The following is a 13,167-nucleotide window of genomic DNA, read 5'->3' as shown; positions in this document are numbered from 1 at the left end:
TAATTCATACTGAATTAGCCGCTTTTTTATATCTTACTTTTTTACGTTTTAAGCTTATTAAGCTCGCTATCTTGTTGCGCTACCAATGCATTAAGCGCTTCGCTGCTATCGCCCGCTTGGGTAGATAAATCAGCAAGCTGCGATGCCGCATCAGAGATAAGCGTTAGGTTACGGTTTATCTCTTCGGTTACTAAGCTTTGCTCTTCAGCTGCGGTGGCAATGTGCGTAATTTGATTAGTAATTTCGTCTACTTTTACTACCACGCTATGCAGAGCATCAAAGGCAACTGAGGTTTCGTCTACTGCGCTTTCAGCGCGTACTACGCCTTTTTCAATTACGGTAGATGCATTACCTACTTCTAACAATAAGCTATCAATAAGTTGGCTAATATCATCGGTAGATGAACGGGTTTTAGAAGCAAGTGCTCGTACTTCATCGGCAACAACCGCAAAACCTCGGCCATGCTCGCCAGCACGTGCTGCTTCAATGGCTGCATTCAGTGCAAGTAAGTTTGTTTGCTCTGAAATCGTTCTGATTACATCTAAAATTTGTGTAATGTCTTTACTACGCGACGCCACTTTTTCAACAGCTTGGTTAGCTTCTTTTATTTCTTCAGACATGGTTTTAACTTGGCTCATAGCCGATGACAAGCTCGACTCACTACTTACCACTAAACCATTTATTTCATCCGCTTGTTGAGCTGATTGCTCAGAGGCTCTTGCAACTTCAAGTGCAGTAGCGCTCATTTCATTCATGGCGGTTACCACGCTTTCAATTTCTTGAAATTGTGATTGCACGTTGTGCTTGGTATCAATAGCAATATGCTGCGCTATTTCGCCTTGATGCTTAGTTTGCGATGAAACATCTTTTAGCTCTGCAATTAAGCCTCGTAATTTAGTTAAAAAGGCATTAAACCCACCAGCAAGAGCAATAAGTTCAGCATGAGTATCAACGTGGAGTGTGTGTGTCAAGTCGCCCTCAGAGCTGGCTAGGTTATCTACACGCTGTTGAATTTGCTCAAGAGGAGCAACCACGCTGCCCACCACAATTTTCATAATTATAAATGCGATTAGCGCTATTACAGCACCTGTAATTAAGATCATCACACCTAAGTAGCTTGCTGTATCATCCATTCCTTTAGCAAGAGCATTAGGTCCTTCAAGCGCTAAATTAGTAGGTACTTCAATAAGTAAAGACCACTGAGTATTCGCAAGTTTAATATTTATAGGGTAATTAACTAAATACTCTGACGACATTTTAAAAATGCCTTTTTGACCTTTGAATCTTTCGGCTTCTTTAAAAGTAGCGGAACTAACAGCCTCTTTAAATGGGCGCCCTAATTTAGATTTATAATGGCTACTGCCCACCACTAAACCGATGTCGCTCAAAAGCGTTACTTTTGCTTGCCCGTTATATAACTCGCTAGACAATTGCTCGGTCATTACTTGAAAGGTAGGTAGGGTTAAATCAGCACCAGCTAAACCTATAAACTGGCCCGATTTTAATATCGGCACAGTTAACGAGGTCAACATTACTGAATCGCCCGATGGGATTTCGTATAAGTAAGGTTCCATAATACACGGCTTTAACGTGTCTTTTGCACATAAGTACCAATGCGCTTCGCGAATACCAAACTCGTTTAATGAGGTTATATATTTATCGGCTGCGTTGGCTACTTTTTGCTGCTCAATGACGCCGTTTTGATCGCGAGTAATATACACCTCTAAGGTGCCATCGCCAGTAACTGAGTGTTTATACCCTTGCTTAAAGCTCGAATCTTGCCCATCAAAAGCATTTGGCTCAAATTGCGAATATATAGAAGAAAGCAACGTATTTTGCTCTAACATCGAACGGTTAATGCTCACAACCGTATCGCGATCTAAATTTTGACTTTGTGCAGCATCGCCTAACAAAGCGGCTAATGAATAAGGTACGCGATAGGCTTCGTTAATAAAGCCTGCTATTTTTTCACCATAAGCGGCTGCATTTGAATTAAGTTTATGCTCAACCTCGGCAACAATGTACCCTTCTGATTTAACAGCTAAGTCTTTGTTACTTGATGATAATTGCCACCACAACGTAACCGACAATACTATTACTGTTAATAATATACTTGAGACTGTAAGCCACAGTAATTTTTTTGCTAGCGATAATTCCCGCATTCATTTCACCCTTTAATTTAAACTACGGCTACAGTTTAGTAGATCTGAGAAATGAAGCTATGAATATCGCTAAGAAAATTAAATCTAATACAAACGTTTAGCTTTTATTTTTGGTTAAAAAGGCAGTGGCTATAGAGGCCAAAATAAGCAAAATTACGCTCACCCATAAACATGCTACAAAACCATAAACCTGAAACACCCACCCCGAAAGCACCGTACCCAGTAAACGCCCCATTGCATTGGCCATATAATAAAAGCCAACATCAAGCGATACACCATCGCTTTTAGCAAAGCTGACAATTAAATAACTATGCACAGATGAATTAACTGCAAATACACCGCCAAATATAAGTAAACCTATAATCAAGGTGGCATGCACAGCAACGTCAAATTGCATAAGTAGTGCTAAAAGTGCAGTTACACCACTTAGCAGCAATACCCATAAATAGGCGTGTTTAACAGTATCAACGTTTGAATTGCTGGTGCCTGTAATACGCGGCGCTTGCGATTGCACACCACCGTAGCCAATCACCCAAAGTGCCATAAAGCCACTCACCCACCAAAAGTTCCAGTTAAACTGCTGGGCTAAATAAATAGGTAAAGCCACTACAAACCATACATCACGCGCTGCAAACAAACATAACCGTGCTGCGCTTAATAAATTTATTGCACGGGATTTAGAAAATAGCTCTTTAAACTTGGGCTTATTTTTAGCTTTACCCATGTCGCCTTTTAAAAATACAACGCTAATCATCCACGCAATAGTAAGTAGTATAATAAGTGCTTTTAAAGCCCCGACAAAGCCCAGTACCGTAAGTAGTAACCCGCCTAAAAAGAAACCGACCCCTTTTAACGCGTTTTTAGAGCCCGTTAAAATAGCCACCCATTTGTAAAGCTGGCCTTGGCCGCTTTCTCCCTCGGGCACTAAGTGTTTAATGGCGCTTTTGGCGCTCATTTTATTTAAATCTTTTGCTATGCCGCTAAGCGCTTGCGCCGCCATAACATATGCCACTGTAAGCCATTCACTTGGCGCACATAACATGGCAAGCGCCATTATTTGCAGCGCCAAGCCAAAGTTCATGGTTTTATTAAGGCCTAAATGAGCCCCTAGCCAACCGCCCACTAAATTGGTGATCACACCAAAAATTTCGTAAAACAAAAACAGCATGGCAATGGCCAGTGCACCATACCCTAACTGATGAAAATGCAGCACTATCAGCATACGAAGTGCGCCATCGGTTAAGGTAAATGCCCAGTAATTACCGGTAATTATTAAATATTGTTTTATAGCTGTAGGTAAATTAGCGAGTTGCTCAAACATGGTTAACGCCCTTAAAACCTTTAATTAATGGTTAAACCACGTCACTTTTAGCAACTTTAAGCATAAGCTCGGCAGTACGATTAGCGTAGCCCCATTCGTTATCGTACCAAGCGTATAATTTAAGCTGGGTGTTATTAATAACCATGGTAGAAAGCGCATCAATAATGCTACTGCGTGGATCGGTTTTGTAATCAATCGATACCAGCGGTTTTTCTTCGTAACCTAATACACCTGCAAGCTCGTTTTTAGACGCCTGAGCAAACCATTCATTCACCTCTGTTGCAGTAACTCCACGCTCAAGCTCAAATACACAGTCGGTAATAGATGCGTTAGTTAAAGGTACGCGCACGGCATGGCCATTTAACTTACCTTTTAACTCAGGGAATATATGCGTAATAGCTGTTGCACTACCTGTTGTGGTGGGTATTAAACTAGTACCGCACGAACGAGCACGGCGTAAGTCTTTATGTGGCGCATCAATAATAGTTTGGGTATTGGTAATATCGTGAATAGTGGTCATTGAGCCGTGCTTAATGCCTACTTTTTCTTGCAGTACTTTTACAATAGGCGCTAAACAGTTAGTCGTACACGAAGCCGCAGTCACAATTTTGTGCTCATCTGGGTTATATAAATCATCGTTAACACCCATAACCACATTTAAAATGCCGTCTTCTTTTACTGGTGCGGTTACCACAACGCGCTTAACACCTTGTGCTAAATATTGATTTAACAGCTCAGTGGTTTTCATTTTACCGCTGGCTTCTATTACTACATCGCAATCAGACCAATCGGTGTCGCTAATGGTTTTGTTATTGGTAACGGCAATAGTGTGTTTACCCACACTAAAGCTATTTTCGTTTGCTGTAACATTTTGGGCTAAACGCCCGTGCACTGAGTCAAACTCTAATAAATGGGCATGTGTTTTAGCGTCGCCCGCTACATCGTTTACTTTAATAAATTCTACTTCTGGCCACTCTAAAGCTGCGCGCAGTGTTAAACGTCCCATACGGCCAAAGCCGTTAATACCTACTTTAATTGTCATAATAAATACCTTTAGTAAAGTTATATCAATTTGCTTAATTAACAGCAGCTTGCTGCACGCTCTGGGCGATTACCCATAGCATTGAGTCGATTTAAATCGTCGTTATAAAACGCAGAATTTTCATCTTTGGTTTGTGTTATTACACTAAGAGCCCACTCTGGCAGGGCTTTATTAATGCTGTAGTACACCCATTGATTTTGCTTACGGTCGCTCAATAGGCCACATTGCCTAAGTTGCGCTAAATGGCGCGACACTTTAGGTTGGCTCAGTTCCAGCGCAGCAACAAGCTCACACACACATAGTTCTTGCTCATGGCTAATTAATAACATGGCTTTTAAGCGCGTATCGTCGGCTAAGCATTTGTAAAATTGAAGTGGGTTGAGTTGTTCCATAGCATCCTCGTTTAGTTAATGTGCATACAATAAAACAAAATTAGGATATATGGAATAGTGAATATACGATTTTCCGTATATTTATTTAAAGCCCGCTTCAATTAATGTGACCTCCAGTAAATTGCAGCGCACAAAAAAGCCCAGTGGCAAACCACTGGGCTATTACAATGCTAAGTAATAAGTTAATTAAATAACCGAAAGCTCTACTTCAATGTTACCGCGTGTAGCGTTTGAGTATGGGCATACTTGGTGTGCTTTATTTAACAGCTCTTGCGCCGCCGCTTTATCCATATCACCGAGTGATACAGCTAATTTAACTGCAATGCCAAAACCGCCTTCAATCGCGCCAATAGAGACTTCAGAGTTAATGTGTGTATCACTTGGTAGCGCAATTTTTTCGCTACCTGCTACAAATTTTAGTGCACCAATAAAGCACGCTGCATAACCAGCTGCAAATAATTGCTCTGGGTTTGTGCCTTGTCCGTCGTCGCCACCTAGCCCTTTTGGGGTTGATAAGTTTACATTTAAACGGCCATCGTCTGATTTAGCTACACCTTCACGGCCACCGGTTGCAGTTGCTTTTGCTGTGTAGGCAACGTTTTGTAATACATTCATAGTGAACTCCAAAGTTTATCAATTAATTTAGTTTGCATGCAAAATAATAGGTCAAGTAATTAGAGATTGCAAATATTTTGCATGCAAATTAAAATGTTTTTTGAGTTTAAAGTATTAACGCGTTGGGAGTTGGGCATGTCGTTTGAGCAATTAAAATTAAAAAATCAGCTTTGTCATAGGTTATATATGGCATCAAATAGCATTGCACGTGCTTACCGTGAGCCTTTAGCTGCACTTAATTTAACGTATCCGCAGTATGTAGTAATGATGGCGCTGTGGGAGCAAGACAAAATAACCATAGCGCAGCTAATAGATAAAACCGCTATTGATGGTGGCGCTATGACCCAAATACTCAAAAAAATGACCGAAAAGTCTCTGCTGGCTGTTATTAAAGATGAGCACGATAAGCGTAAGCGCCTAATTCAGCTTACCAAAAGTGGGCAAGCCCTTAAAAACGAAGCTGCTGATATTCCAAAAAATATATTATGTAAGTTTGAAAGTGTAGACCCCACACAAGCCAAACAGCTAATGCAGCTGCTTGATTTAGTAATAAGCGATTTAACAACTAAAAACGATGATGAGTTAGCCAACTAACGCGGTTATTTTTTGTTGAATAAACGCCCTAAATGCGCTGATCACCGGGGTCATTTGGCGCCGGTCGGCGTACATCATATAAAGCGGTAGCGGATCGCTTTGCCACTCTGGGCATAAATGAACAAGCTCCCCGCTTGCTAAATCATCAATTACATCCAAGTATGACTTATACGCAATGCCTTTCCCCTCTAGCGCCCACCGTCTAACCATTTCGCCATCGTTAACTATGTGTTGGCAACTTAGCAGCACTTTTTGCACCGCGCCATTTTTATAAAATCGCCACTCTTTAAACACCTCACCAAAGCGCATAAACGTAATAGTGGTGTGCTGTGTTAAATTAAGGGGATGTGTAAGCAATCCATTTTTAGCAATATAGTCAGGAGAGGCCACTAAAATACGCGCATTATTTAAAAAAAGCGGCGCTGCAATTAACTGCGAATCTTTTGGTACACCAAAGCGCAGCGCAATATCAATTGATTGGCTGTAAATGTCGCTTACTTCGTCACTTAAGTGCAGTTTAAGTTTTACATGCGGGTAGTGTGCTAAAAACTCATTAAGCCATTCACTTAGTTTATTGCGCCCTAAGTCGCACGGAGCCGATACCTGTAGCGTTCCCGTTACTTCGCCTACTGCGGTTTGTACTGCAGCTACCCCTTGTTGAATAAGCGAAAGTGAGTCTTTGGCGTAACTTAAAAACTGCTCCCCTGCTACACTTAATCGTAAGCTGCGGGTAGAGCGAATAAACAGCACGTTTCCTAAATCTTTTTCTAGGCGTTTAATAGCTGCACTTACCGCCGCTGGGGTTTGCGCGTTTTGCCGTGCGGCTTCAGAAATACTGGCGCAACTGGCTACATCTATAAAGGTTTGAATATCGTTAAATGATCGCATATTTTCAATTAAAATTTGAAAGTGCTTTAGTTTTTCATGTCTTTTTCTATTTTTCAACTGAGCTATAGTGCTTACATATTAAAAAATACTTAAAATCATCAGGAACCCACATGAAAGCATTTGGCTACACCAAAAACTCTAAAACGCTTACAGCAAAATCAATACAGGCTATTGAGCTTGATACTCCGACCGCCAGCGGGCACGACCTACTTATTGAAGTAAATGCTATTTCGGTAAACCCTGTTGATACAAAAATACGTGCAAATGTAGCACCAGCTCAAGGCTACAAAGTACTAGGTTGGGACGGCGTAGGCATAGTAAAAGCCGTTGGCGAGTCGGTTTCGTTATTTAACGTGGGGGATCGTGTATTTTACGCTGGCGATTTATCGCGCCAAGGCAGTAATGCGCAATTTCAATTAGTTGACGAGCGTATTGTAGGGCGTGCGCCTAAAACATTAACCGACGCACAAGCCGCAGCGCTGCCGCTAACCAGCATTACCGCCTACGAAATGCTGTTTGATCGCCTGCAAGTGCCAAAAAATAAGCAAAATACTCAGCAATCTATGTTAGTTATTGGCGCCGCAGGTGGCGTTGGCTCTATTTTAGTACAGCTTGCCAAGCAACTTACTGGGCTAAACGTGGTAGGTACTGCATCGCGCGAGCAAAGCGTAGCCTGGCTTAAAGAATTAGGAGCCGATCACGTGCTCGATCATTCTAAAAACTTAAACGAGCAGCGCAAAGAGCTGGGTTTAGCTGAGTTTGATTACGTTATTGGCTTAACCCATACCGACCAATACCAAGACCAAATAGTGGAGTGTATTAAACCCCAAGGTAAATTTGCGCTAATAGACGACCCTACATCGTTCGATATTTTAAAATTTAAGCGTAAGTGTATATCGGTGCATTGGGAGTTTATGTTTACCCGCTCGCTATTTACTACCGCCGATATAACAGCGCAGCACACCTTACTTAATGAAATTAGTGAGCTTATAGACTCAGGTACGCTTAAAACCACACTTGGGCAAAATTTAGGCCCAATAAACGCCGCTAATTTATATAAAGCGCACCAAATTTTAGAATCGCACACATCACGCGGTAAACTTGTTTTAGAAGGCTTTTAAGCATGAATCAGATTAAAAAAATACTTTTAGTTGCAGCCTGCAGCACCGCGTTTTTAACCAGCAGTGTGTTTGCTAATACCGCTAATCAAAATGCTGATTTAAAAACAGTAGCCACATTCGACGCGCAGCACCCACCGGGGAATATTGCTATTACGCCATCGGGTCGTAAGTTTTTATCGGTGCATGGTTTTTACGGCCAAAAACAAAAAATTATGGAGCTATTAAGCGATGGCACCACCAAACCCTACCCTAATGAAGAATGGGCATACGCGTATAAAAACGGCAAAGGCTTTTACGGTGTACTTGGCATAAATGTATCAGCCGATGGCGTATTATGGATGCTTGATACATCAGGCCCTGATCATGCTGGGCGTTTAGTCGGATGGGATACCAATAAAGAGCAGCTGCATAAAATAATTTACTTAGCTAAACCCACCATTACCGACACCTCGTTTTTAAACGATTTAGTCATCGATAATAAGCACGGTGTTGTATATATTGCCGACACCGCACAAGGCAGCCAAGCCGCTATTATTACCGTAAATTTAAAAACTGGTGAGGCGCGCAGAGTATTACAAAATAACCAATACACCACAGCCGAAAACATCGATATGGTCATTGAAGGGCGCACCATGAAACTAGGCGGCCAACCAGCACGTTTAGGGGTAAACCCAATCACACTCGACCCAAGCGAACAGTGGCTTTACTTTGGCTCTATGTCTGGCACGTCGGTTTACCGTATTGCCACCAGCGATATTAACAATAAAAGCCTGAGCGCAAGCACCCTTGAGAGTAAAGTAACGCGTTACGGCACTAAACCCATTTCAGATGGCATTATTGTTGATGGCGGCGGCAATGTGTATGTTACCGACATAACTAATGGCGCAATTGGCGTAGTAAAGCCAAGTGGTAAATACCAGGTATTATTTAAAGACGAGCGCTTAAGCTGGCCAGATGGCTTTAGTTATGGCGCCGATCATAAAATATATTTTACCGTAGATGAGCTACACCGCTCGCCAGTACTAAATAACGGTAAAAATGCCAGCCAAGGGAAATTTAGTGTGCTGTCGTTCGACCCACTAGTAAAGGGTAAAGTAGGCCGCTAATTACCACGTATAAAACATAAGCCACACACCTGCTGCGTGGCTTTTTGGTGCAACTTTTAAGCCCTTGAGCCCCAAAGTGGTGCTAAACGCTCAAAAGTTATTTTTAGTGTTTTAATAAATTACTGATTTATATTCATAAAATATTCAATTAACAGTTGGCATAATTCTTCCACAGTACAGATGTGTTCAGTGAAACTTTCAAGGAAAATACCATGGCTAACTTATACCACACCCTTTACCTAATTTGGCGTTTAGACATTAGCGTATGGCAGGTAAACGATCCGAGTAATACCCATACAACGTGCGACAAAGAGCGAGTTTACAGCCGATAAATTTCGTATTTATAGGCTTTGCAAGCGCGGCCATTGCGTTGTATTGTTAAGTTACTAAAAACAATATGATTGGAACGTGTATGCACGCCTTAGAAGTAAATTTTGATGGCTTAGTTGGCCCTACTCACAACTACGCGGGTTTATCGTATGGTAACGTTGCCTCGTTAAATAATGCGGCAAGTTTTTCAAACCCTCAAGAAGCTGTGTTACAGGGCCTTGAAAAAATGAAAGCCATGCACGACAAAGGCCTAACACAAGGTGTGTTTGCGCCCCACGCGCGCCCCGATTTAAACGTACTACGTCGCTTAGGTTTTACCGGCAACGACTCGCAAGTTATTCATAAAGCATTTAAAGCAGACCCTATCTTATTGCGCGCGTGTTATTCGGCCTCTGCAATGTGGACCGCCAATGCCGCTACTGTTTCTCCATCGCCAGACACCCTCGATGGCAAAGTGCATTTTACCTCAGCTAATTTAAACAATAAGTTTCATCGCTCCCTAGAGCCTGCTACAACTACCCGCTTACTAAAAGCCATGTTTAATAACGATAGCTACTTTGCACACCACACTCATTTACCTGATCAGGGCTTTTTTGGCGACGAAGGCGCAGCTAACCATACCCGACTTTGCGACAGCCACGGCGAGCAAGGGCTAGAAATGTTTGTATTTGGCGCAAGTGCCTTTAACAGCCAGTTACCAAAACCGGCTAAGTTTCCTGCAAGGCAAACACTAGAAGCCTCAGAAGCCATTTGCCGATTACATAACTTAAAAGAATCGAGCCAAATTTTACTGCAGCAAAACCCAGATGTTATAGATCAAGGCGTGTTTCATAACGATGTAATTGCAGTAGGTAACGCAAACGTATTACTTTGCCACCAGCAAGCATTTTTAAACCAACAAGATGCCCTGCAAGAAATTCGCGATGCCTACACCGGTAGCAAACAGCTATACATAATTGAAGTACCTACCGATAAAGTAAGTATTAGCGATGCAGTAAGTAGTTACTTATTTAATAGCCAATTAGTAAGCCTAGACGATGGCTCAATGCTGTTAGTAGCGCCACAAGAGTGCCAACGTAATAGCGCAGTAAACGCCTACATTGAAGAAATGATTTTAGCGGATAACCCAGTAAACCAAGTGCAGTTTTTTGACCTGCGCCAAAGTATGCAAAATGGCGGCGGCCCTGCCTGCCTACGTTTACGTGTAGCTCTTAACGAGCAAGAACTTGCTGCGGTAAACCCAGAGGTTATTTTAACCGATACTAAATACACTCAGCTTTGTGACTGGGCAAAGCGTAACTACCGCGATAAGCTAGGTGCAAGCGACTTTGCCGATTCAGCCCTACTTACCGAAAGCTACCAAGCACTGGATGAACTAACCCAGCTGCTTAACTTAGGCTCAGTGTACGACTTTCAATTAGAAGGCTAATACTCGTCAGCAAAAAGCTAATACAAAAATAGCGAGCCAAGGCTCGCTATTTTTATTTGTGCTTATGCAATAGTGTTTAAACGTTTTTATTATACCAATTCGCTTAATTAAGTGATCTATTTTGAGGCTGGAAAACGTGTTGATAACTAGGCAAAAAATTCGTTATTTAGTTGTTCTAAATGAGAATTTTTTAACGCAGGTAGCGACACGTTTAGCCCCGCAAAATGATTAAGTATTATTGCGGATTGGTATTAACCGTTACTGCCGATGCCATCGACTCAGATATATGGAGCGTTCGCTGCGGAAACGGAATACTCAGCCCCGCGCCTTCTATAGCCTCTTTAACGCGTTTATTTAAATCCCACACGGTTTGCCAGTAATCGCCATTTACAGCCCATGCACGTAATTGAATATTTACTGCGCTTTCGCCTATTGAGGTAACCATTACTTTAGGTGCTGGCTCTGCGAGTAATCGGCTTTCTGATTCGGCAACTTCTTTAAGTACATTTAAGCCAACATCAATAGAGTCGGCGTACGAAATTCCCACTACTATATCCATGCGCCTTTTACCGTTGCGGGTAAAGTTTTTAATGTTGCCGCCCCACACTTTACCGTTAGGCGATGCGATATAAAGGCCGTCGGTGGTTTTAAAAATGGTCGTAAATAAGTTTATTTCGTTCACTGTGCCAAGCGTGCCGCTAGCATCTACAAAATCGCCTATTTTAAATGGCCTAAGTATGAGTAGCATAATGCCAGCAGCAATATTACTTAAGGTGTTTTTAAGCGCCAAACCAATCGCTAAACCCGCCGCGCCCATTAGCGCTATTAAACTTGCCGTATTAACGCCAAAAATATCTAAAATAAACAGCCCAGCAATTATGTAAACTAAATACCCCGCAATGCTCGATAAAAGCGGCAGTAGCGTTTCGTCTACTTTTTTTAATGGCGACTTAGAATTTTTAATCGCTTTTTTTACTGAACGCGCAATAAGCGCACTCGCAACTAAAATAGCCAACGCTAATACCACTTTGTAACCTAAAGTGATGATAGTTTCTGAATGGCTTTGCCAAAACACAATAAGTTTATCTTTCATACATATTCCAAAAAACGGCTGACACTCAGCACAATTTAAAAATGAGCAAAGCTAAATGCGCTAAACCCACAATTTAGCCTTAATGGCTAAAAAACCGCGCGAGTATATAGCTATAAATTAGTTATACCTATTGTTTTTGTATTAAATTAAAACATTAAATAAAAGCTATGTTCCTCTAACGTTACTATTCAATTTAGGTTAACCACACACTGTTAATGTTAGTACAAAAGTTACTGTAAATACTTTTCTCATTTTGAATAGGCTCACATAGGAGAAATAACCATGGCGAACAAAAAAGTAATCCTCATTACAGGTGCCTCTAGCGGTATTGGCAAAGCAACCGCCAAAACGCTGGTTAACCATGGCCACAAAGTCATACTTACCGCCAGAAGCGAAGACAGACTAACAAAATTAGTTAAAGAATTAGGCGAGGATAGCGCACTCAGCGTACCGGCAGATGCAACCAACTTTAACGAGCTTGAAAACGTAGTAACAAAAGGGCTTAACAAATTTGGCCGCTTAGACGCTACATTTGCAAACGCAGGTAAAGGGCTAAACACATTAGGAATAGAAAAAGGCGACCCCGACGAATGGGCAACTATGCTTGATATAAACATAAACGCCCTGCTGTGGAGCGCTAAACTTACCCTCCCTCATTTACGTAAAACCAAAGGCCATTTTATTATAACTAGCTCAGCCACTGGCCGCAGAGCTGTTAAAGGCTCAATATATGGTGCAAGTAAATGGTTTACCTATGGCTTTGGTCAAAACCTAGCAGCAGAAATGAGTGAATGGGGCGGGCGCTGTACCACCATAACCCCAGGAGCTGTAAATACCCCATTTACCGATGAAGCAAGGCCCGACAAATTATACCCACAAGATGTTGCCGACGCCGTACTCTTTGCACTTGAAGCAAACCAGCGCAATAACATCAGAGAAATTCACCTAAGGCCAACCAATTAATGGGGCCTGCTGACCTCTCAGGATTAAAATTGGCTCTATCCAAGGAAGAGTTAATCGCGCTGTGTTTATGCCTATTGCTTAAATACCAAGCACACAGCTGAAAACTCAACC

12 protein-coding genes are annotated in these 13,167 nt (G+C 41.9%); 5 read left to right on the top strand and 7 right to left on the bottom strand.

Going from position 1 to position 13,167, the window contains the following annotated elements; translation table 11 throughout:
- Window positions 1-41: 41 nt before the first annotated feature.
- The 5 genes from ALFOR1_RS17465 to ALFOR1_RS17445 all read right to left on the bottom strand — a co-directional run bounded on the left by ALFOR1_RS17465 (window position 42) and on the right by ALFOR1_RS17445 (window position 5,532).
- A complete protein-coding gene (locus ALFOR1_RS17465) occupies window positions 42-2,162 on the bottom strand; it encodes a methyl-accepting chemotaxis protein (protein ID WP_104643852.1) in 2,121 nt (706 codons plus the stop codon).
- A 97-nt stretch (window positions 2,163-2,259) separates the two neighbouring features.
- Entirely contained in the window at window positions 2,260-3,483 is a 1,224-nt protein-coding gene (gene arsJ / locus ALFOR1_RS17460; protein WP_104643851.1) for an organoarsenical effux MFS transporter ArsJ, read from the bottom strand.
- A gap of 31 nt (window positions 3,484-3,514) precedes the next feature.
- Window positions 3,515-4,525 (bottom strand): ArsJ-associated glyceraldehyde-3-phosphate dehydrogenase, encoded by a 1,011-nt coding sequence (locus ALFOR1_RS17455; protein ID WP_104643850.1) that lies wholly within the window; start codon window positions 4,523-4,525, stop codon window positions 3,515-3,517.
- A 38-nt stretch (window positions 4,526-4,563) separates the two neighbouring features.
- Window positions 4,564-4,917, bottom strand: coding sequence for a metalloregulator ArsR/SmtB family transcription factor (locus tag ALFOR1_RS17450; protein WP_104643849.1), 354 nt, complete (start codon window positions 4,915-4,917; stop codon window positions 4,564-4,566).
- A 186-nt stretch (window positions 4,918-5,103) separates the two neighbouring features.
- Window positions 5,104-5,532 (bottom strand): organic hydroperoxide resistance protein, encoded by a 429-nt coding sequence (locus tag ALFOR1_RS17445; RefSeq protein WP_104643848.1) that lies wholly within the window; start codon window positions 5,530-5,532, stop codon window positions 5,104-5,106.
- 135 nt (window positions 5,533-5,667) lie between these two features.
- On the opposite strand from ALFOR1_RS17445, the gene ALFOR1_RS17440 reads away from it, so the two are divergent.
- Window positions 5,668-6,126, top strand: a complete 459-nt coding sequence (locus ALFOR1_RS17440; RefSeq protein ID WP_104644170.1) for a MarR family winged helix-turn-helix transcriptional regulator — start codon at window positions 5,668-5,670, stop codon at window positions 6,124-6,126.
- Here ALFOR1_RS17440 and ALFOR1_RS17435 read toward each other — a convergent pair.
- Complete coding sequence (locus ALFOR1_RS17435) at window positions 6,115-7,014, bottom strand: LysR family transcriptional regulator (RefSeq protein WP_227006969.1); 900 nt, start codon at window positions 7,012-7,014, stop codon at window positions 6,115-6,117. The genes ALFOR1_RS17440 and ALFOR1_RS17435 overlap by 12 nt on opposite strands.
- A gap of 110 nt (window positions 7,015-7,124) precedes the next feature.
- On the opposite strand from ALFOR1_RS17435, the gene ALFOR1_RS17430 reads away from it, so the two are divergent.
- From ALFOR1_RS17430 to astB, 3 genes are all read left to right on the top strand, one after another.
- Entirely contained in the window at window positions 7,125-8,135 is a 1,011-nt protein-coding gene (locus ALFOR1_RS17430) for a zinc-binding alcohol dehydrogenase family protein (RefSeq protein WP_104643846.1), read from the top strand.
- 2 nt (window positions 8,136-8,137) lie between these two features.
- On the top strand, window positions 8,138-9,241 hold the full coding sequence (locus ALFOR1_RS17425) for an L-dopachrome tautomerase-related protein (protein ID WP_104643845.1): 1,104 nt from the start codon (window positions 8,138-8,140) through the stop codon (window positions 9,239-9,241).
- Between the two features lie 412 nt (window positions 9,242-9,653).
- Window positions 9,654-11,000: an N-succinylarginine dihydrolase gene (astB, locus tag ALFOR1_RS17420; protein WP_058547869.1), complete on the top strand. Its 1,347-nt coding sequence runs from the start codon at window positions 9,654-9,656 to the stop codon at window positions 10,998-11,000.
- Between the two features lie 235 nt (window positions 11,001-11,235).
- On the opposite strand, the gene ALFOR1_RS17415 is transcribed toward astB, so the two are convergent.
- Window positions 11,236-12,093, bottom strand: coding sequence for a mechanosensitive ion channel family protein (locus tag ALFOR1_RS17415; protein ID WP_004587017.1), 858 nt, complete (start codon window positions 12,091-12,093; stop codon window positions 11,236-11,238).
- Window positions 12,094-12,375: 282 nt separating this feature from the next.
- On the opposite strand from ALFOR1_RS17415, the gene ALFOR1_RS17410 reads away from it, so the two are divergent.
- Window positions 12,376-13,056 (top strand): SDR family oxidoreductase, encoded by a 681-nt coding sequence (locus ALFOR1_RS17410; protein WP_104643844.1) that lies wholly within the window; start codon window positions 12,376-12,378, stop codon window positions 13,054-13,056.
- Window positions 13,057-13,167: the final 111 nt, after the last annotated feature.

The sequence above is a fragment of the Pseudoalteromonas carrageenovora IAM 12662 genome (assembly GCF_900239935.1).
Classification (GTDB): domain Bacteria; phylum Pseudomonadota; class Gammaproteobacteria; order Enterobacterales; family Alteromonadaceae; genus Pseudoalteromonas; species Pseudoalteromonas carrageenovora.
Note: the sequence above shows the minus strand (reverse complement) of the source record. Positions and strands in the feature narration are given on the sequence as shown.